Source organism: Snodgrassella sp. B3837 (assembly GCF_026535955.1).
GTDB classification, from domain to species: domain Bacteria; phylum Pseudomonadota; class Gammaproteobacteria; order Burkholderiales; family Neisseriaceae; genus Snodgrassella; species Snodgrassella alvi_E.
In genome coordinates, this window is sequence record NZ_JAFNPI010000015.1 from 270,785 (window position 1) to 291,531 (window position 20,747).

At 42.3% G+C, this 20,747-nt stretch carries 16 protein-coding genes; 7 read left to right on the top strand and 9 right to left on the bottom strand.

Annotation, left to right across the window (positions count from 1 at the left end; translation table 11 throughout):
* Positions 1-522 precede the first annotated feature (522 nt).
* Complete coding sequence (locus J3U67_RS06410; protein WP_267390530.1) at positions 523-1,224, top strand: phosphoadenosine phosphosulfate reductase; 702 nt, start codon at positions 523-525, stop codon at positions 1,222-1,224.
* Complete coding sequence (locus J3U67_RS06415; RefSeq protein WP_100151676.1) at positions 1,211-1,633, top strand: hypothetical protein; 423 nt, start codon at positions 1,211-1,213, stop codon at positions 1,631-1,633. Before J3U67_RS06410 ends, J3U67_RS06415 begins: the two co-directional genes overlap by 14 nt.
* Positions 1,634-1,703: 70 nt before the next feature.
* On the opposite strand, the gene hrpA is transcribed toward J3U67_RS06415, so the two are convergent.
* The 9 genes from hrpA to J3U67_RS06460 all read right to left on the bottom strand — a co-directional run bounded on the left by hrpA (position 1,704) and on the right by J3U67_RS06460 (position 14,428).
* Positions 1,704-5,726: an ATP-dependent RNA helicase HrpA gene (hrpA, locus tag J3U67_RS06420; RefSeq protein ID WP_267390528.1), complete on the bottom strand. Its 4,023-nt coding sequence runs from the start codon at positions 5,724-5,726 to the stop codon at positions 1,704-1,706.
* A gap of 279 nt (positions 5,727-6,005) precedes the next feature.
* A complete protein-coding gene (locus J3U67_RS06425) occupies positions 6,006-6,245 on the bottom strand; it encodes a hypothetical protein (protein WP_267404339.1) in 240 nt (79 codons plus the stop codon).
* Between the two features lie 11 nt (positions 6,246-6,256).
* A complete protein-coding gene (locus J3U67_RS06430) occupies positions 6,257-7,015 on the bottom strand; it encodes an ABC transporter ATP-binding protein (protein ID WP_267390526.1) in 759 nt (252 codons plus the stop codon).
* 50 nt (positions 7,016-7,065) lie between these two features.
* Positions 7,066-8,022, bottom strand: a complete 957-nt coding sequence (locus tag J3U67_RS06435) for an iron chelate uptake ABC transporter family permease subunit (RefSeq protein ID WP_367418803.1) — start codon at positions 8,020-8,022, stop codon at positions 7,066-7,068.
* 7 nt (positions 8,023-8,029) lie between these two features.
* A complete protein-coding gene (locus J3U67_RS06440) occupies positions 8,030-8,998 on the bottom strand; it encodes an ABC transporter permease (RefSeq protein WP_267390524.1) in 969 nt (322 codons plus the stop codon).
* A gap of 96 nt (positions 8,999-9,094) precedes the next feature.
* The gene (locus J3U67_RS06445; protein WP_267390523.1) at positions 9,095-10,060 is read right to left on the bottom strand and encodes a siderophore ABC transporter substrate-binding protein; all 966 of its coding nucleotides are present in this window, start codon (positions 10,058-10,060) and stop codon (positions 9,095-9,097) included.
* A gap of 79 nt (positions 10,061-10,139) precedes the next feature.
* The gene (locus J3U67_RS06450; RefSeq protein WP_267390522.1) at positions 10,140-10,946 is read right to left on the bottom strand and encodes a siderophore-interacting protein; all 807 of its coding nucleotides are present in this window, start codon (positions 10,944-10,946) and stop codon (positions 10,140-10,142) included.
* Entirely contained in the window at positions 10,946-11,890 is a 945-nt protein-coding gene (locus tag J3U67_RS06455; protein WP_267390521.1) for an alpha/beta hydrolase, read from the bottom strand. The genes J3U67_RS06450 and J3U67_RS06455 overlap by 1 nt, the downstream gene beginning before the upstream one ends.
* A 315-nt stretch (positions 11,891-12,205) precedes the next feature.
* The gene (locus J3U67_RS06460) at positions 12,206-14,428 is read right to left on the bottom strand and encodes a FepA family TonB-dependent siderophore receptor (protein WP_267390520.1); all 2,223 of its coding nucleotides are present in this window, start codon (positions 14,426-14,428) and stop codon (positions 12,206-12,208) included.
* 354 nt (positions 14,429-14,782) lie between these two features.
* Between J3U67_RS06460 and J3U67_RS06465 the strand changes: the two genes are divergently transcribed.
* The 5 genes from J3U67_RS06465 to J3U67_RS06500 all read left to right on the top strand — a co-directional run bounded on the left by J3U67_RS06465 (position 14,783) and on the right by J3U67_RS06500 (position 20,059).
* Positions 14,783-15,586, top strand: coding sequence for a hypothetical protein (locus tag J3U67_RS06465; RefSeq protein ID WP_267390519.1), 804 nt, complete (start codon positions 14,783-14,785; stop codon positions 15,584-15,586).
* Positions 15,587-15,835: 249 nt separating this feature from the next.
* Positions 15,836-16,285, top strand: a complete 450-nt coding sequence (locus J3U67_RS06475; protein ID WP_323811380.1) for a pilin — start codon at positions 15,836-15,838, stop codon at positions 16,283-16,285.
* 417 nt (positions 16,286-16,702) lie between these two features.
* Positions 16,703-17,152: a pilin gene (locus J3U67_RS06485; RefSeq protein WP_323811348.1), complete on the top strand. Its 450-nt coding sequence runs from the start codon at positions 16,703-16,705 to the stop codon at positions 17,150-17,152.
* A 188-nt stretch (positions 17,153-17,340) separates the two neighbouring features.
* A complete protein-coding gene (locus J3U67_RS06490) occupies positions 17,341-18,771 on the top strand; it encodes a sulfatase-like hydrolase/transferase (RefSeq protein WP_267404341.1) in 1,431 nt (476 codons plus the stop codon).
* An 835-nt stretch (positions 18,772-19,606) separates the two neighbouring features.
* On the top strand, positions 19,607-20,059 hold the full coding sequence (locus J3U67_RS06500; protein WP_323811347.1) for a pilin: 453 nt from the start codon (positions 19,607-19,609) through the stop codon (positions 20,057-20,059).
* The last annotated feature ends 688 nt before the right edge of the window (positions 20,060-20,747 follow it).

Here is a 20,747-nt window from a genome sequence, read left to right on the forward strand (position 1 = left end):
AAATTTTCTAATCTTAACAAAATAAATTATATATCCGATATTTATATAAATTTATACAGACATGAATTTAGCTTAGGGTAGTGATGATAAGTGGTACGTGAGAGTTGATGTTTTAGGAATAAAGTATAAATTTGTTTTGTTGGCTGATGCATGGAATAAGCTTAATTCCGCTGTGAGCCCGTAAGATAAATGTTTGGTGCAAATGGGATGCTATTGGAAGATTCTTAATCTGTTCTGATTTAAGGTAAGAGTGTTGCTTTTATGCAGTTGGCTAGCCAAGTATATGAGAGTTTTCAGCCTAGGCTGTGAATTGCTTTTTTCTGCCTGAAAATTATATTTATTAAGAATAAACTATTTGGATATGCATTTATATTGATATTTTGTTGTTAATTTTTAGTATCGATGACTATTTTGTTAATTTGTCAAGCAGTGGCTGCGGATATGACAAATTAGGCAATTTATTTTCATTGTGGGTATACTGATTGAAATTATTAATGATTTCTAGGCTGAAAGTGTCAATATATGCCTATTTTGTCCGGAAAAATGACGCTTGAAAAAGTTGCCAGTGAACACAGGCAAAGTATTCTGGCTTTCAGTGCAGGGAAAGATTCGATAGCGGCGTATCTGGCCATCAGGAAGCGTTTCGCAGCTGTTTATCCGTATTATCTTTATCTGGTGCCGGAGCTGGAATTTGTAGAAGAACAGCTGGAATTATATGAACAGCAATTTGGATTTAAGATTACCCGTTTGCCACATCCTGCGCTGTATCAGATGTTGCGGGCACATGTATTTCAGCCGCCAAAGCATACTGCTGTAATAGATGCAGCCGGCTTGGCAGATTTTGGTTATGCCGATATTCGGCTGATGATGTGTGGTATGTTTGATTTACCGCCGGATACACCAGTTGCCAATGGTACCAGGGTTGAGAAAAGAGCTAAGCAGCGGCTGAGTATGCAGCGGCATGGGTCGATAGTAAAAAGCCAATATCAATATTATCCAGTTTGGGATTGGAAAAAGCAGGATTTGCTGCACTGCTTCAAGCGCAATCATGTAAGACTAGGCAGCGATTATCAGATTTTCGGCTGTTCTTTTGATAGTTTAGATTTGCGCTTTCTGCTACCAATAAAAAAATTCTATCCGCGAGATTATCAGAAAATTCTAGAATTTTTTCCATTATGTGAGCTGGAGATTTTTCGATGGGAGTGTATTTTTGGAAAAAATTAAGAATGCAGGCAAGGCAGAACAATCTGTGCTGTCTGGTGATGATGGCAGGGAAAATATAAATAAAACGGCGACTTTTCCACCACGTAACTTTCAAGCCGGCCAGCGTGCTGACAAAGAGGCACTGAGGCAGCTTGAAAATTTACGGCAGGAATTTGAACGTGTTGGCAAGATGCCGCAGCAGTTGCGTCAGCGAGTGACGGATAGTGAATATTGGTGTGCAGTTTGTTTTCAGTCGCGGGAGCAGTTAATGGCTTTCCTGAAGGTGCTGGACATTCCGGCGAAGGAGAATAAATATGTTGATGGTTTGGTACTGGCACAAAAGCTCGGTATAACGTTGCCGCCAGCAGAGGTACGCTTCCGATTGTCTGACCATGTGGATAAGGATTTTCAGGAGCTAACAGAGAAATGAGACCATAGCTACATGATTCTGGTTTTACGGCAGCCTTTGCCTAGAGCAGGGCTGCCGTGTCTGAGTACTGCTATAGTGCTGTAAGTTTTTCCCATTCCTTGCTTAGCCGTTTGGCTGAAACTGGATAAGGGGTTTTGAGTTCCTGTGCAAAGAGAGAAACACGCAGTTCTTCCAGCATCCAACGAAAATCAGCAATGGCTAGAGGGATTGGCTGATTTTGTTGCTGATACTGGCGAATCTTTTCCTGCCATATATCTGTGAGTGCCTGAATATCAGCCTCACGTGCGCTGTCGCGGGCAGGGTTACTACCATATTTATCCATACGTCTAAGCATGGCTTGCAGATAGATGGGCAATCGTGGCCATTGTTTCCATGGTGTGGCGCTGGCAAAACCAGGATAAATCAGGCTGTCCAGATGCTGACGCAGCAGTGAGGATAGAGGATGTCTACCCAGATGGCTACTGACTTCGCCATAGGCTAATGCTGTTTGCAGCGCATACTGATTAAGTGCCTCTTTTACAACCGGTAGGCGGCTGCGCGCTCGTTTCAACTGTTCTTTAAAGGCTTTTTCATCTCGTGGCAGCTCATCTTCGCCAATCAAAGCGCGATCCAGTACGGCATGGGTCAGGTCTGCACGCAGGGTATCAGCACCAAGGTGTTTGAGTAGCATGGCCATCTGAGTAAAGTCGGGCAAGCCTTTGTTGAGGTCCTTTACTTGTTCTTTTAATTGCAGGCTCATCAGTGCAAGTATGCCGTTGTGATGAGCCTGTTGGGCGGCAGCAGCGGTATCAAACAGACGCAGGGAGATGCTGCCGTCTTTTTGCTGCTGTAAACCGAGATAGCCGGTGAGTTGCTGCTGAGCGCGTGCAAATCTGATGCTTTCCGGTAGTTTGCCGATGTCCCAGCTGGTAATGTTGTCGCGTTCGAATTCGTTGCTGTTATCGCGGAAAGTGACCGCAGCAGCCTGCCCGAGCTGTTGCTGTAATGCATTCAGGTCACGGCCACTGGCCAGTTCTGTGCCGCTGTCGTCTATTACCTGAATGTTGAAATAGCAATGGGCGGGTAGCTGTTGGCTATGCCAGTGTTCGATATCGATTTGGTTGAGCAGGCGCATATCGCCGGCGTGACGAGCGATGGCATGTGCAAGCTGTGGCAACAGTGGGGCATTGGTATCAGGTTCGCTGTAGAGAAAAGCGGTAATGAAGTCCGGCACCGGTACGCAAATGCGGCGAATTTGTTTGGGCAGGGCTTTAATGAGTAATTGCAATTTTTCCCGAATCATGCCTGGTACTAACCATTCCAACCGTGCCGCACTGATGCGGTTGAGAAGGGGCAGCGGTACTGATACGGTAACGCCGTCGAATGGATGATGTGGTTCGAAGCGGTAGCTTAGAGCACAGCGGCCGTCTTTGGTATTGAGATATTCTGGAAACTGGCTTTCGGTAATATTACTGGCAGCATGCTGCATGAGGTCGTCACGGCCTAGATACAGCAGGTGTGAGTTTTCGACTTCTGCTTGTCTGCGCCAGTGTTCAAATGTACGGATGTCAGCCAAAGGCAATTGCCGCCCTTGTTGTTCGACAGTAGCAGGCAGGCGCTGGTCGTAAAAACTAAACAGCGCTTCTGCGTCTACCAGTACATCCTGCCGTCGTGATTTGTGTTCCAACTCGGTGACTTCTTCTATCAGTTGCCGGTTGTGGCGGAAGAAGTCGGCTTTGAGGTCGCATTCTTGTGCCACCAGCGCGCCGCGGATAAAGATTTCGCGTGCTTCTGCTGGGCTAATGCGTCCATAGGATATCGGTCGGCGCGGCAGGACGGTTAGACCGTAAAGAGTAATGCGTTCGCTGGCGACGACTTCGCCTCGTTTCTGTTCCCAGTGTGGTTCGAAATAATGATGGCGCAGCAGATGCGGGACTTCGGTTTCAATCCATTCCGGTTCAATTTTGGCGACATCGCGTGCATAAAGACGAGTGGTTTCGGTTAATTCGGCAGCAATAACCCATTTGGGCTTGCTTTTAAATAAAGCTGAAGCCGGAAACAGATGGAAATGAATGCCGCGCGCACCGGTATAATCGTGTCCTTCGGGACTTTTTAAGCCGATATTAGCTATTAAGCCGGTGAGCAAGGCTCGGTGAATCTGTTCATAACTGGCCTCTTTTGCTTTTTGCCGAATCTGGCGCTGCTGGCGACGGACAATTTGCTGCTGCCTGAGTTTGGCAGCTAAATCCTGGTCACCGTTTTGGTTGTGGGCAGGCTGAGTAGAATTTTGCTCAGGTATCTGACGGTAGGCTGTGGCTTTATCTGTCAGCCCCATATCAATGGCAATCTGAGCCAGCTGATGGTGCAGCTCGCGCCATTCGCGCATACGTAGATGCGAAAGGAAATATTGGTGACACCATTGTACCATCTGCCGGTTGGACAAACCTTTGTCACGCTCGCGCTGATAGGAATCCCAGATATTTAGATAGGCAAGGAAGTCGGATTGTTTGTCTGTGAAGCGTTCATGCGCTTTAGCGGCGGCATCACGCGCTTCCAGCGGCCGTTCGCGCGGATCCTGAATAGATAGTGCGGCCACTATAATCAGCATTTCGGCAACACATTGCAGACGTTTTGCGGCCAGCAGCATGCGGCTGATGCGCGGATCTATAGGTAGACGCGCCATCTGTTCGCCTAATTTGCTTAAGCGATTGTGTTCATCTACCGCGCCAAGTTCGAGCAGTACCTGATAGCCATCATTGATATAACGTTGGTCCGGTGCCTGTAAAAAGGGAAAATCATTTACATTACCCAGTTTAAGGCTAATCATACGGAGAATAACTGCGGCGAGATTGCTGCGGATAATTTCCGGATCGGTAAAGGCGGGGCGCTGGTTGTAGTCCTCTTCGCTGTACAGTCTGATACAGATACCGGCCGCAACGCGGCCGCAGCGGCCGGCACGCTGGCGTGCAGCAGCTTGGCTGATGGGTTCGATATGCAGCTGTTCTACTTTGGCACGGGCAGAGTAGCGTTTTATTCGCGCCAGACCGGTATCAATCACATAGCGGATGCCGGGCACAGTAAGAGAAGTTTCGGCTACGTTGGTGGCTAATACGATGCGGCGCTGACGGCCGCTGGGATGGAAAATTTTGTGTTGCTCGGCCGCAGACAGGCGGGCAAACAAGGGAAGTATTTCATCATTGCGCCGCAGTGATGATTGTTGTAATGCATGCGCAGCTTCGCGGATTTCGCGTTCGCCGGGCAGAAATATCAAGATATCACCCTGACCTTCGCGTGCCAGCTCGTCTGCTGCATCGACGATGGCGTCGTTGATTTCCATTTCGGCATCATCGGCATCAGTGCTGTGCAATGGGCGATAACGGATTTCAACCGGATAGGTGCGGCCGGATACTTCGATCACCGGTGATGGCTGGCCGTGAATGGTAAAGTGCTGGCTGAAGCGCTCGGCATCGATGGTGGCGGATGTGATGATTACTTTTAGGTCGGGACGACGAGGCAATAGCTGTTTCAAGTAGCCCAGCAGAAAATCTATATTGAGACTACGTTCATGTGCTTCGTCGATGATAATTGTATCGTAAGCACTGAGGAAACGGTCGGTCTGGCTTTCAGCGAGCAGAATACCATCTGTCATCAGTTTGATGTAGCTTTCGGGAGCGGTTTTGTCGTTAAAGCGCACTTTATAGCCGACACTGTGGCCAATCTGGCTATGCAGTTCCTCAGCGATTCTTTCGGCAACGGAGCGTGCAGCAAGCCGCCGTGGCTGTGTATGGCCGATGAGACCGGCTACGCCACGGCCAAGCTCGAGGCAGATTTTCGGCAGCTGGGTGGTTTTACCAGAGCCGGTTTCGCCGCAGACGATGACCACCTGATGTTGGCTGATGGCTTGTTTGATTTCTACTCGTCTTTCATGTACCGGCAGGGTGTTATCGTATTCCGGAACAGGCAGATGTGCCTGTCGTTGTAGGTACATCTGGTGTGAACGCTGATAACGCTGGTTAACTTTTTCTTCTCCGCCGAATCGGGCAGGGTGTTTACTTGCACGTTGTAGAAAGTGGCGGTCTTTGCTCAGGATTTGGTTGAGTTCGTATACAGACATGGCACAGATACTGCCGGAATATAATTAGATATGCGTATTATAGCAAATCTGTCTATTAAGCTTGTTTGCAGGGATTTTATGGCTGTATTGCGGTTTGAGCCGAAGACAAAGACAAAAAGCAACTGTTTAACAGTTGTAAAATTTGATTTTATAAAAATTAAACAGGCTGAATTAGACGGCTATATACAGTGTGAACGGCCAGAAGCAAAGATAAAAGCAGGGCTGAGGCTGCACATCTTTTGTAGAAGAGGGCAGTTTTTCAGGTATTTCAGGCAATTTTCAGTGCCGGCTGTGTTGTTGTCGTAGGATTTTTACGCCAACCATGATAGATACGCCAAATAGGAATGTGCACACTAAACCTAAAAAAATCAGCATAATACGCGCCATGGACATGCGTACCGCTGCATCGTCTCCCATAAACAGCCAGATAAACCATGAAGCCAGTATGACAAACAAGACTACCATGCTAATAATTAGAGAAGTTTGTTTGCGAGACTGAGGTGTTTTGGTGTTTTGCATAATTAGACCTGCTACAGATGATGGATGACCAGAGGTTTGCCTTTGTGGCTTAAAACTTCGGTATCCAGATTAAATATGGTTTGAATATTATCGGCGGTAATTATTTTATCCGGTGGACCCTGCATAACAATCTGTCCTTCTTTCAAGGCGACAATATGGTCAGCATAGGCGGCGGCCATATTAATATCATGCACCACCATGACAGTAGATAATCCCTGTTCGCTGGTGAGCTCACGTAGCAGCCGCATCAGTTCGCGAGCATGATACATATCCAAATTGTTGAGCGGTTCATCTAGAATAACATGTTTAGTTTGCTGGCAGAAGGTCATTGCCACCAATGCCCGCTGACGCTGGCCGCCGGACAATGCACTGAGATAACGCTGTTGCAATTCTTGCAGCTCAAAACGTTGTAATGCTTGATCGACAATCTGCTGGTCTGTGTTGGTTATACGCCCTTGATTGTGCGGATAGCGGCCAAATAGCAGTAAATCGCGTACGGTAATTCGGCTTTGAATGTTGTTCTCTTGCGACAATATTGCCAGCTTTTGCGCAATAGCATTGGATTTGCCACTGCTCACATCTAGCTCATCGATGTGGATGCTGCCTTGCTGTAAAGGTTGCAAGCGTGCTATCAGGGAAAACAAAGTAGACTTACCGGCACCGTTGGGTCCAATTAATGCGGTGATGCTTTTATCCGGAATATCAAGATTAATATCACGCAGGATGGTAGCGCCGTTGATACAATAGTTAACATTTTTTATGGAAATCATCTTGCTGTCCGGTTAAGTCAGTAAAGCAATACGCTGTTGAGGTGGCGAGCTCAGGATTGGCGTTTTAATGCCAACCATAGAAACACCAGACCACCACAGAATTCTATAACCACACTCAGTACGCCCTGCATGCCTAGAACGTGTTCGAATATCAGCTGCCCACAGACCAGTATCAGTGCAGCCATCAGAAACGCAGCCGGAATCCGCAGCCGGTGTGTCATGCTGGGAGTACAGGCATTGACCAGTGCACAAATCAGTAGCCCAAAAAAGCTCACAGGTCCTACGAGTGCTGTGGAAACGGAAACCAGCAGCGCAATCCACAACAGAATGTTGCGGCTTAGGCGCGGATAATTGATCCCAAGGGCAATAGAGGCGTTGCGTCCTAGCATCATGACATCCAGCTGATAGCGCATGCGCCAGATCCAGATGGTACTGATTAGCATCACTGTGATGCCAATCATCAGCATACTGACATTTACTGAAGTAAACTGGGCAAAATAGCTGGTCTGAGCGACGGTAAATAGGGTAGGGTCTATCAATCGTTGCAGCAGACTGTTGAAACTGCGAAACATCACGCCGAATATTGTGCCGGTAAGTATCAGCCGAGCCAGATCACCATTGCTGTTTCGAGTTAGCGTACGAAACAGTAGTAAGGAGGCAGCCATCATCAATGGTGCTTCAATGGTAAATTTAGTGAAAGCACCAATGCTGGCGTATCCCACTGCACCAAAGATAAAGAGTGTCAGTGTCTGTAGGAGCAGGTAAAGTGAATCGTACCCCAGCAGACCCGGCGTCAGAATGGGGTTATGGGTAAGTGTCTGGAAAAGTAATGTAGAAACGCCGACTGCATAAGCGACAGTCAGCAGCATCAGCAATTTCTTGCCGCGCAGTTGTAAAACAAAATCCCAGCTCCCTTTTACACCGTATGTCATAAACAAAACGCTGGCAACTATCAATAATATTCCGAGCACGCCGAGAAAACGTGCACCAGAACGGGGCGACGGCATGGTATGGTCAGGTTGCATGTACGGTAGGCTTTCTAAACAGCAGATACAGAAAAATCACGGTACCTACGATACCAAAAATCAGTGATACGGGTATTTCAAATGGCGGATCAATGATGCGGCCAATAATGTCGCATACCAGCAGTGCATTGGCGCCCATTAATGCTACTGACGGCAGATTCTGCCGTAAGCGGTCTCCCGCCAGACGGGAAACAATATTTGGTACTACTAGTCCGATAAACGGAATCTGGCCAACTGTAACAACAACGATGGCTGTAATCATGGCCACTGTGATTAGAGAAATCCACATCATCTGTGCATAGTTTATGCCCAGACTGGTGCTGATATTCTGCCCCAATCCGGCGATGGTGAGCCGGTCAGCTAGAAAATAGATAACCAATGCCATCAGACCAGTAAGCCACAGCAGCTCATAGCGTCCAGCCAATACCGCCGAAAAATCACCGGCAAACCACACAGCCAATAATTGCAAAGTATTGGTTTCCACACCGATAAAGTTAACCAGCGCTTCGATAATACTGCCGTAGATGATGCCGATTAACGGTATCATCATCTGCCGATGTGGCGGTAATCTGCGAAACAAAAATAAAAACAAAGTCATGCCCAACAGGGCAACGATGCTCGCACAGCTCATTTTCGCCAGCTGAGTGGCCTGAGGAAACCAAATGGATACCAATAAGATTCCCAGTGCTGCACTCTGGGTGGCACCAACCATATTTGGTTCAAGAAAACGGTTGCGTAAAACGATTTGTAGCACCATGCCGGCTACAGCCAGTGTAGCACCGGTAAGGATAATCGCCAGCGAGCGAGGCAGGCGGCTGTATAGCAGCAGAGAGCGGGTATCGCTGCTACTAAATACATCACTCCAGTGAAAAGCGGCTGCACCAATACTGATGCTGATAATCAGTAATAGTGGCAGCAACAGTATATTGATAGCGTTTATCTGGGAAGAACGAAACATAGGGCAAACAAAGATACAGACAACAGGTTTTCGCTATTGCCGCTATTAAATGCGGCAAAGCAAAACCTGAAGGCTGTGAACGAATAATACTTAGTTTTAGTGTGTGAAAGCAGCCTTGATATTGGTTAAGTCGGTTTTCATCTGCTGCACACCACCGGCGGCAAGATAAGAGGCACTGCTTAAGTAGACAATATGATTTTCTTTCCACGCTTTGGACTGTCGTACCAGATCATTGTTGAGTACAGCCTGTGCGGTTTTGCCTTCCTCACCTATGGCTGCGGTGCGGTCAATCACAAATATCCAGTCCGGATTGGTTTTCTGTACATATTCAAACGAAACAGACTGGCCGTGCGGGGAGGCCGGAATATTGGTATCGGCAGCCGGTACTCCGACTTGTGTGTGTATCCAGCCAAAGCGTGAAGAAGGACCGAAAGCAGAAAGTTTACCGGCATTCACCATCAGAATCAGGCCAGTACCCTTTCCTTTGGCCGCCTGCTGCGTTTCAGCTAGCAGATTCTGAATGTCATCATGCAGTTTCTTGGCTTCAGCTTCTTTTTTAAACAGTTTACCGTAGGTATCAAGCATTTTCATGCCATCACCAATCAGATCCTGTCCGCTGTCTGTCATATCCATGGTTGGCGCTAAAGCCGCTAATTCATCATATTTAGGTGCCGTACGTCCGGCAATGATAATCAGCTGAGGTTTCAGCGCATTGAGTGCTTCCATATCGGGCTCAAACAAGGTACCGGTGTTGTTTACGGTTTCCAATGTTTGCTGCAAGTAAGGTACCAATACTTTTTTCGGCGCACCGGTTACCGGTACTTTCAAAGCCTGCAAATCATCCAGGGTGGCCATGTCAAATACCACAACTTTGGAAGGATTTTCTGGTACGTTCATTTCACCGCGTGCAGTGTTTACAGAGACAGTGGGGCCACTAACAGCAGCTCCTGAAGCAGTTGTATTACTGGCAGAACTGTTCTGAGTGTTTTTTTCGCCGCATGCGGAGAGAAGCGATAATGCCAGTATAGATAAAGCGAGTGGTTTCCAGCAGGATTTAAACATTGTCTGAATTTCCTATCATTATTGTTTGCATTAATTATACTGCCTGAATCAGAGGCAGGTCATATTTCGGTGTAAACGCCTATTTTTCAATAAATCGGTGCCGTGCTTCATGATAACTTTCTTCTGTTTCGCCATGGCGCCAGTATGGGACTGCATAATGGCGTTGTGGTGGTAATTGCCATTGGTTACGCAATAAATCACGCAGCGGTCTGACCATTTCAGCTTCACCAGCAACCCAGGCAAAATCATCTGCACACAGGGGTGGAAAACCGGACACTTTTTCTATTAGTGCCGGAATCTGACTTAAAGTGCCATAAAACATATGCAACTGCATATTGGTAGGCAGGTTTAGAGTGGTTGGTAAATCGCTGGCATCTGGCAACAGTAAAACCACATCTCCACTGGCCTCCTGCTCAATATCAGACAGCAACGATGCAATCGCTGGTACAGCCGTAATATCTCCAACAAATAAATAACGTGTAGCTGCTTTCAGCATCGGATTCGGGCCTCCCGGTGATGAAATCCCGATGATGTCTCCCGCACGAGCGTGTTCTGCAAATGCCGAAGCCGGTCCATTGTCTCCATGTTTCACAAAATCAATACTTACCGTGCATGCCTGAGCATCATAATCTCGGATGGTATAAGTGCGCACAATCGGCTTATTGTCTGGATCACCCCATTTAAAACCATGACCGGAAAATTGCGGTAGTTGCGGCGAAGTCTGACCTGCCGACGCCAGAAAAATCTTGATATGAGCACCATTAAACTGATGCGGATAATCAACCAATTCATCACTGTGCAAAACCAGCCGGCGCAGATTAGGGCTTAGATCGATAATATCTTGTACCCGAACCAGATAAGCTTGATGAGGTGACCGTTTATTCATTATTGTGGCCTGATTGAGGGGTGAAAAAGAGTTAGTTGCAGGCTTTTGCCAAACAGGCTGCCATGGTTTTCTTGCGGATAAACTTCGTATTTAACGCTTAAATCAGTATGATGCTGCAATTCATCAGCCAGTTTTCTGCCCAAATTACCTTGTCTGGCCGTTTGTTCGTTACGCATCCGAATTCGGGCGGCAACATGCGGATTTTTAGGAATTTTTTTGGGTCTGAGCTTACTATTGAATATTAAAAGGCTGCTGCCAGAAAAATCAACCTTACGCTTCAGCATTTCCGCTGCTTCCTGCTGAAGTAAATCGCCATGCAGCCACACAGACGGGTCTGCTGCAATATAGTGTTGAAACAGATTAGGCTGAGTAAATAGAGTATGCAGTACCAGCAGCCCGCCATAAGAATGACCCCACAGTGTCTGGTTATCTAGGTTGACTGCTACTTTCATCTGCACAGCCGGCATAACCTCATTCTGTATCATATCCAGAAATATATCGGCACCGCCGTTGATTCTGCTGGCATCTAGTGGGTCGGTATTGTTGTCTTCCGGCGCAATGGTGTAGTCGTAGGCGCGTGCCCGCACATCAAAACGTTTATCAGTTGCATAACCTAGCAATACCAATACTGGAGGCTGAGGCTGCCGTGCCAGTATCTGCATGTTTTCAGGAGTTAGAAAAGTCAGTACGGCATTTCCGTCCAGCGCGTAGAAAACAGGGTAACCCCCGGCAGGAGGCTGTTGTGCAGGAATCCCGATGTAAATGCGGTACTGGCGCTGTCCGTCTGTAGATGTAAGCGGCAGGGTTGTAAAATGATAACCGCCATTTTGCTGTTGCAGCACAGCAAAATCAGCACTTTCATTCAGATTAGGCTGGGCTTTAGCTGTATTGTGCAAGATTAAGGCCGTAAAAAACATTAATAAAAAAATGATAATCTGGCGCATATTTAATCTTTCCGTCAGTTGATTGGCTTTAGTAAGCATATGGAGACAACAAGACGGTAGCGAAGTAAGATTAGGTTGCTGCATTGCAAAAAAAGATGAAAGAGTACTTAATTAATACACCAGATCAGGATTTTGGTTAAATCTTTCAGATAATCAATAAATTATGTTTACCTTTGCTGATGGGACTATCCTTGATTATTTATAAATAATAATCATTACTATTAATAAATATAACTTATTTGGACATCGAAGTCACGTGAAAACCAAATATTTTTTATCAGGCTGCCACAGTGACAACCTGATGCTTCGGCATAATCAGAAAGAAACTTTCATATTGCCCCACACTGCACGTCCCCGTTCGTTATAAGTGTAGGCCGTACCGCGTAAAGTGGAAGCATAGATGCGCTTATTGAATATATTTGACATCCCTGCGCGAACATTGATGTTTTTATTCACCGCATATCCGGCTGAAATTCCCCAGATACCATAGCTGCCCATTTCTTCGCCACTCAGGCCGACTGTACCTTGTCCGCCATTGCCAATCCCTGCTTCTACCGGATTGACCGGCACGGTACGTGGTTTCTGTCGGCCGTAATAGGTATAAGTCAGCAACGTATCCCATTTTTCCGTAGGTGCCCAAGCCAGAGAGGAGTTAATTGTATATTTGGGAATAATAGATAACGGATTACCGGTTTCCTTGTTTTTGGAATTAAACATATAAGTAAAATTATTCACCCATTTCCACTGTTTGGAAAACGGCAAAGTAAAGTTGCCTTCAAGTCCCTCTACCAGCGCTTTACGTGTATTGGTCCATTCAAAGTAATCATAGCCACCGGAGCGGGCACTGATTCCGGAACTTCCGGTGAAAATGATTTGCCGTCCGGCTTCAATCTTATTTTTATAATCATTACGGAAATAAGCCAGCGAAGCCAGATAGCCATTTTTGCTAAATTCAAAGCCAATTTCCTTATTCACACTGGTTTCCGGTTTTAGCTTACTATTACCAATCAAGTAGCAACCGCGGCCACTGCCTGAAGAAACAGCACAGCCGTTACCTTTACTGTACAGCATATAGCTGTCTGTACTTTGATACAGGTTAGGTACTTTGTATGCTCGTGCGATACCACCTTTGAGCAGCCAGTTTGGATGCAACTGCCATGACATATTGATTCCGGGGCTAACATTACCGCCAGTTTTATTATTATGGTCATAGCGCAGCATCGGTACAACTTTCAACTGTTCGGTAAGACTGATATTGTCTTCCACGTAGCCGGCCCAGCTACTAAGCGATGGCGTGTGATTAGCCGCAGCTGGGTACACAGCATTCGGCATAGGAATGCGGCGCAGACCGTCAGGATCATTCAGCTTATCGTGCTGATATTCTGCTCCCATAGTTAAAACATGCGGTACCCAAACAGAAAAAGGAATGTGAACTTCACCGGCCAGCCGCTTGGTAGTCAGGACACTGTCAGCATAGGTGATATCTTTCGTTCCTAAATCTTGACACAAACCTTCCGGTCCACCCGCAAGCGCCTCAGAACAATGACTATTAGTAGTTTTATCATATTGCGCCACCAGCTTGCTATCACCCCAATCCCATGCGCCTTCATGGGTGAGAGCAAAACTCTGACGGTATACACGGCGCGTTTCCTTGCCATATAAACTTTGCGTATAATCGGTTTGTACATTATTCGGCCCATCGCCATTGTAGCGGTTACCCTGCCTACTATACGTGGCATCGAGCGTTAGAGTTTGTGCCGGAGAAAGGCGCCATGCCAGCCTGCCGCCTACATCCTTATTCAGTAGACCTTCTTGTCCGGCTACCAAAGATTTGCTGCCCCTGTCTCCCGAACGTTGATTGATATAAGGAGAATCAGCATCAGTACTGTTTAGATTGCCATAAAGGCGAAACCCCAGCACATCCTTAATAATAGGTCCAGTTAAATCAAAACCTATCCGATGGGTATCGCCTTCTTCTTTATCGGCAGGCAGATTCATAAATGCATTAATAGCACCGTGGTATTCATTACTGACTTTTTTTGTCACAATATTCACCACCCCACCAGCAGCACCCGAACCATAACGAGCCGCAGCCGGACCACGGATTACCTCTATAGACTGTATTTCAGCTGTCGGCACCCAGTCACTGTCGCCGATGGTGTCGCGCTCACCGCGCCAGCTCATACGTGCACTGTTACGTGAGGTTACTGGGCGGCCATCAATCATAATCAGGGTGTTTTCCGGCCCCATTCCACGAATATCAATCTGGCGTTTATTACCATGCTGGCCAGATGCAGTATTTCCAGTAAGATTAACCCCCGGCATTGTCCGTACCAGCTCAGAAATGTCATTCACCGGTGGTCTGCGTTCAATATCTAGACTATCAATTTTTGATACACCAAGTGATTGTTTAACTTGCTGTTCGGCTGTGACATAAATATCATCAAGTTTGGCACCATCCTGTGCATGCGCCATACCGCCGGAAAAGAGTAAAGGTAATAAAGCCAGTTTGAAAGAAGGGAAAGGAGACTGAGACATACAATACAGAAAGAGTTTATAATTTGTTAAAGGTGTGAATGATAATTAATCTTGTTATTATTTTCAATTAAAACCATCTTTAACTAACTAAAAGCTACAAATTCATACCTATACATAATAATACTTGCTTTTAGTTACACAAATCAGTTGAAAGTGACAAAAATTGACACCCTAAACTCAAAATGTAAGCTGATTAGAAGTTAACATCAAATTACTTAGTAAATTTCTAAAAGCAAACTATGCACTACTTAATTTCAGTAGGGCTAGTACACATCTTTTTAAAGAATAAAAATAGAAGTCTATAAACAGCTAATACGAAAAAATAAAATGTAATAAAATCATATGGTAAACAAAATGAAGAAAAAAATTATCCATTTTTATCATTACGCTGCGTTATGGACCGCATTATCCATAGCGCTACCCGTATACGCGGAAACTGCAGCTATAGACAATTCTCCTCCTGCTAATACAGTTATTACTATACCTGCCTACGAAACTTGTACAGGTACGCCTTGGCCGGATATCACATGGATACACATTCATGATAATGAAGAAACTGCTCGACGCACTGCATTGATTACCTTAAATCAGATTCAGCAAGGATGTTTATTGGATTTGCGCCATGGCGGCAGCCGCGAAATCATCATCCGTAATCAGCAGTTCAGCTTTCACTTTGACCCAAATAGAATTTTTACTGCAAACGGACGAAAAGCAGCATTAAAATGTAATAAAGGCAACTGCGCACTAATCTTGCAGCAGCTGAGTGAGGCGGCTGAAAATTTCCTGCAACAGTATTTAAGCCAGAAAAAACTGATTATTGCAGTGCATAACACACACACTGCCGGACTGTCCGTAAGAAACTATATGCCGGGTAACTCCATGGCTCAAGACGTGAGTCAGATAGCCATTAGCCCAGACAAAAACCCGCACGATTTTTTTTATGTAACAAGTGCACAAGCCTTTAATTTTTTTGCCGGCCATAATTTCAATGTGGTTTTACAGAATAATCAGACAGTACGCGATGATGGTTCATTATCAGTCTGGGCCGCGCAGAGACAGATTGATTACATCAATGCTGAAGCAGAAATGGGGCACACAACAGATCAGCTGGCCATGCTGGCAGCCGTATGTGCGTATATGAAAAAATTTTATCTGTAAAAATTTCAGTGTGATTAGCTTAAAATAAGACATAACTTATATTTTCTGCTATATAAGTTTATGATTTACAAAGATATAAAATTAAATCAATTATAAGGTAATCAATGACTAAAAATATCAATAGCTAAATAACAGACATGTTTAAATGTAAATAGTTTATGAAAGTTACTATAAAATATAATATCATTTAATAAATATTTTCAATATTATGAATATTTAGAAAAATTCATTCATCTAATCAAATATATTATGAATAAATTACAAGCTGAAGGCTTTACACTAATTGAAATAATGATTGCGATCGCTGTAATTGGGATTTTGGCAGCTATTGCGGTGCCTTTATATGCAGACTATAGCGCTCGTGCTCAATTAGCCGAAGGTGTTAATTTAGCTGGAAATTTGAAAGCTCAGGTTTTAGATAATATGCAGCATCAACGCTGTAGGGCTCAGAATCAATCTGAATATCGTTATACAGGTAGATATGGTATTGCAGAAATTAGCACTGAATTTCCATTGAGTAATGTTCAAAATTCAGCAAGCGCTCAGACAGGATGCCAAATTAAATATAGTGTATATTCACAAAAAGCTTCCTCAGTATTAATTAACCGTTATATGGTAGTGGATGTACTTGCCAACGGCACTCTGAAATTTAATAACGGTACAATTGATAAAAAATATCTGCCCAAGGCTTTTATTTGATAATTAATCCAAAAATTTGTTAGGGTAGCATCAAGTTATTGATGGCTCGTAAGACATTAATACATTTTAGCCAATAAAAAACTTATCGAAAGAGTAAAAATAAACTCTGTTTATTTATATTGTCAATGCAGTTACAATTTTACAATATTTGTTTGGAATTGCTTTAACAATTTCGTAGTATATTGAAAATATTTTTTTTATTGAATTAAAATGTTTCGATATCTAAAAATTTTTATATTTAGTAGTTTGTATTTTGAGACAAATAATGTGAAAAATTTTGGATATTGAGTTAATCTACAACTAATTATCTTTACTTAATATAAGATAAAAAATGTTAAATACTAGTTTATGGCATGATATTTGCTACATGCTTTTAATGTGTAATTAGGTTATTCACTGTTTTAACTGGAGACTCAAATGAAAGCATTCCAAAAAGGTTTTACATTAATCGAATTGATGATTGTTATTGCGATTATTGGTATTTTGGCAGCCATCGCTGTACCTGCTTATTCTGACTATATCGCGCGCTCTCAAGCATCTGAAGCGTCTAGTCTGGCTGCCGGTTTGAAAACACAGATAGTAGATAACATGCAAAATAATACCTGTGATTCAAATAATAAAGCTATAGATGAGCAAAAAGGTAAATATGGTACTGCAAAAATTGCAGGATCCGTAACAATGACCTCAGCTACTTCAGCCATGGGTGATACAGGTTGTACAATTCTGTATACTGTAAATAGTACCGGTGTTTCTGCTGCTATTAAAGGTAAAAAATTAGAATTGTCTGTGTTGAAAAATGGTTCATTAAAGAAATCAGCAGCCGGTACAGATATGGATGAAAAATATATACCTAAAGCTTATTTATAATTTTTGTTAAGATACAACATAAAGCCACCGATGGTGGCTTTTCTATATTTATAGATAATAAATGATTATTCTTTTTGCTAAATATTAAATTTGCCTTCATTTATGGGCAAATTTTTTTATAAAGATTATTAATATGTATTAGTAATTCCTTATAAATATTATATAAATTAATACAATGTGATCTAGATATGAAATTGGCTGTACATTTTCCCGTTTTTTCCAAAATTTTTTTCTTGGTTAAGCGTTATTTTTCGCTACGGTTGTGGTGTTTTCTTATATTTTACTTGATCATAAATAATGTTTTTTTCTGGCTTGCACATTTAATTACTTATTCACAACGTTATGATATTGTACTCGAATACGTATGGATAATACCGTTGTTATGCTTGCATAAAAAGTGGTCGTTGGTCTTATTTACTATTACATATATTTGTATTTATATTTTTGATATTCTGTACTGGATTAAACAATTCTATCACTATGATAATTTGTCTGAATTCGTTGATTTACTTTACTTCATTCCACAGGCACCAAAATTATATTGGTTATTTTTAGGAATTATTTTAGGCAATCTCATTTTGAGCTTATTTTTAATCCTGAAATATTTGGTTCGTTTGGCTTCTACGCAAATGATTGTACCTTTATCTGTATTGTATTTGCTTTTTGCCATATGTTTTTACGATTATCGCGGTGCTAATTTATCAGATCGTTATCAGACTGTAGGTTGGTGGGGAAGTTATTACGAAACGATTCAAAATCTTAAATTTAATACACAGTTTTTCTGGCGTGGAACGCTTAAACCTGAATTTTATGATTGGCCGCATGGTGGGGTGTTACAAAAGCAGATCAATATACAGCATCCTCCTAAAAAAATACTATTTATTTTAAATGAGTCATGGGGGACTTTTGTACCTGAACATGGCGCTATTAATTCATCGGTAAAAGCACCTTTGCTGAATTTACCCAATGTACAGCTAATTGCTCAGGGTGAAAATCCAGCACTCCACAGTACCATAATGGGGGAGCTTCGAGAGTTATGTGATTTGAAAGCTAAAAGTTCCAATTTTAAACTAGGTCCGTTTGATAAGTTCAAAAAATGTGTTCCGGTAAGATTACAAAAACAAGGGTACACAGTCCAAGCTTTCCATGGTTCTTATGCCAAGATGTATGACAGAAAAGATTGGTATCCACATATGGATTTGAGAGATGCGCATTTTTTTCCTCAATTCAGTAATATTAAGCAATGTCATTCATTTCCTGGAGCTTGTGACTACAATATTGTGCATGATGTATCAGCTGCCAATAAATCTGCACAGGGTAAATCATTTATATACTGGCTAACACTGAACACCCATCATCCTTATTCTGAGCTGGATATGTTGGGAGCGAATACTTATGATTGCCATCAGCCATTATTTAATGGAAGACAAGAAGCATGCCGGAATTTGAATCTTCAACATCAGTTTTTTCAGGTACTTGCTGATGAAATAAAAAGAGGTGGTTTTAAGCATACTGATATTGTAGTTGTTGGTGACCATAGCCCGCCCATTGTGTTCGATGAATTTAAAGACAGTTTTAAGCCTGATTCAGTGCCATTTATTCACATACGAGTTAATTAACAGGCTTATTGTCATGCCTAACTTACTAAGTAGATTTGGTATTTTTATAATATACAATAGTATTATATGGTTAAATTGAAGAGAAATTTTTATGTGTGTCAATATGGTTTTTGATTTTTTAAAAATAAAATCAGTATGAATGTATCTAAATAACTTGATAAAAAATGCTTTAGAGCACATTTAATTACTTGGTTGTAATTTTGCAGCTTCTTAAACTACAGATCCATCACAATACAGTGAATGACTTGTTGCAAGACCAAAATTGCAAAAATGACCTGTGCCAAGCTTGGTTTAGCGCCCCGATAATGTGCAATAAAAGCTTTTGCATTTTTGAAATGTATTGATGCCTTGTTGAGGAAGGGTAAATAAGGCATATGAGGTAGAGGTGTTGTTTTCCGAGCGGCGGATTTGTTGTTACACACCAATAGCGTATTTTTTAGACTTGCAACATCGACATCTCGATTAGTCGAACCAAACATGGTGAGAAAGTTGCAGACGATTGTTTTAGTAATATTGTCAGCCGCTGTATATTTAAGTGTTAGCTATATAAGCAAAACTAACGCAATAATTAAACGCATTATATGGTGGTGCTCGTCTATTACAAAATAGATTGTTTTACAAAAACAGTTTGATAATTGAAAATTATAAATAAATTTCTTAAGCTTAATCTTAAGTCTAAATATTTGTTAGGTTACTAGTTTGAATTCTTCAATTATAAAAATGTTAAATAATGAAATTAATATATAAAAATAGTATAATCCTAAAATTAGGCATATAAATTGCTAATGATTTTATGTTCAACTAGTTTATTAACCATATTGACATGGAGACTAAAATGAAAGCATTTCAAAAAGGTTTTACATTAATAGAATTGATGATTGTCATTGCAATTATCGGTATTCTGGCTGCTATCGCTGTACCTGCGTATTCTGACTATATTGCTCGTTCTCAGGCATCCGAAGCTTCTAGCCTTGCTGCTGGTTTGAAATCACAGGTAGTAGATAACATGCAAAACAGTGTATGTACAACTGGTTCTAATGCTGCTGTAGATCAGCAAAAAGGTAAATATGGCACAGCTGAAATCGGTGGTACCGTTACCATGAGTTCAGCTACTTCAGCCATGGGAGATACAGGTTGTACAATTAAGTACACTGTCAATCAAACCGGCGTATCTGCAGCTATTTCAGGTAAAATATTGGTATTGTCAGTTTTGAAAAATGGCTCTTTGAAAAAGAATGCTACCGGCACTACTATGAATGATAAATACATTCCTAAAGCTTACCTGTAATCCTTATTGAATTTAATTCAAAGCCACTTTGAGTGGCTTTTTTATATGAACAAAAAGCGAATAATGCAAATAATATTAAATTTTTAATGAAACTACCTTATCTTTTAAATTGTTATAAATTTTTTTATCTGTATTTATAACAATTTTATATATTTAATAGAAGTTTTTTCTGGTTGTCAATTCTATTAGTCTATTGATTTAATCATAAGTTATACTCTTGTATGATATATCATGCTAAGAATAAGGCAGGACAGAGAAAATTAAATATCTAGTAGATGAAATTGAATACTTATTATCCGTATTCTTAACACGATATGCTGGTAAAAATACTTACAATGGCTTTTAGCCATTATTTGACGGCAGACAAAAGTATGCCAGAAGTGGATTTCAAAATAGTTTTTCAAATCTTCGCTAATATAATCAGAACAAGTAGATTATAAATGCTTATATCATATTTATTTAATTATATTTGATGAATAAAAAGAAAGATTTGAGCTTGACTCTCTACCGTTTATTCAGATATATGAAATTGAAATACATAAGTTCCCACTAAGCAAACAAAAATATGTTTGGCTCATTTTATTAATATAAAACTAAGACATAGGATTGAAATAAAAGTGTAATTAATCTGAATCAGTCTTGTTAATAATTCCAAATATAAAATTAGTGTGAATGTACTTTATTTGTT

Coding starts and splice junctions, on each gene's coding strand:
- J3U67_RS06435 (WP_367418803.1), bottom strand. CDS start 8,022: ATGCCGTCGCCCCGTTCTGGTGCACGTTTTCTCGGCGTGCTCGGAATA.
- J3U67_RS06460 (WP_267390520.1), bottom strand. CDS start 14,428: ATGTCTCAGTCTCCTTTCCCTTCTTTCAAACTGGCTTTATTACCTTTA.
- J3U67_RS06500 (WP_323811347.1), top strand. CDS start 19,607: ATGAAAGCATTTCAAAAAGGTTTTACATTAATAGAATTGATGATTGTC.
- hrpA (WP_267390528.1), bottom strand. CDS start 5,726: ATGTCTGTATACGAACTCAACCAAATCCTGAGCAAAGACCGCCACTTT.
- J3U67_RS06475 (WP_323811380.1), top strand. CDS start 15,836: ATGAATAAATTACAAGCTGAAGGCTTTACACTAATTGAAATAATGATT.
- J3U67_RS06485 (WP_323811348.1), top strand. CDS start 16,703: ATGAAAGCATTCCAAAAAGGTTTTACATTAATCGAATTGATGATTGTT.
- J3U67_RS06425 (WP_267404339.1), bottom strand. CDS start 6,245: ATGCAAAACACCAAAACACCTCAGTCTCGCAAACAAACTTCTCTAATT.
- J3U67_RS06430 (WP_267390526.1), bottom strand. CDS start 7,015: ATGATTTCCATAAAAAATGTTAACTATTGTATCAACGGCGCTACCATC.
- J3U67_RS06450 (WP_267390522.1), bottom strand. CDS start 10,946: ATGAATAAACGGTCACCTCATCAAGCTTATCTGGTTCGGGTACAAGAT.
- J3U67_RS06490 (WP_267404341.1), top strand. CDS start 17,341: ATGAAATTGGCTGTACATTTTCCCGTTTTTTCCAAAATTTTTTTCTTG.
- J3U67_RS06410 (WP_267390530.1), top strand. CDS start 523: ATGCCTATTTTGTCCGGAAAAATGACGCTTGAAAAAGTTGCCAGTGAA.
- J3U67_RS06455 (WP_267390521.1), bottom strand. CDS start 11,890: ATGCGCCAGATTATCATTTTTTTATTAATGTTTTTTACGGCCTTAATC.
- J3U67_RS06465 (WP_267390519.1), top strand. CDS start 14,783: ATGAAGAAAAAAATTATCCATTTTTATCATTACGCTGCGTTATGGACC.
- J3U67_RS06440 (WP_267390524.1), bottom strand. CDS start 8,998: ATGTTTCGTTCTTCCCAGATAAACGCTATCAATATACTGTTGCTGCCA.
- J3U67_RS06445 (WP_267390523.1), bottom strand. CDS start 10,060: ATGTTTAAATCCTGCTGGAAACCACTCGCTTTATCTATACTGGCATTA.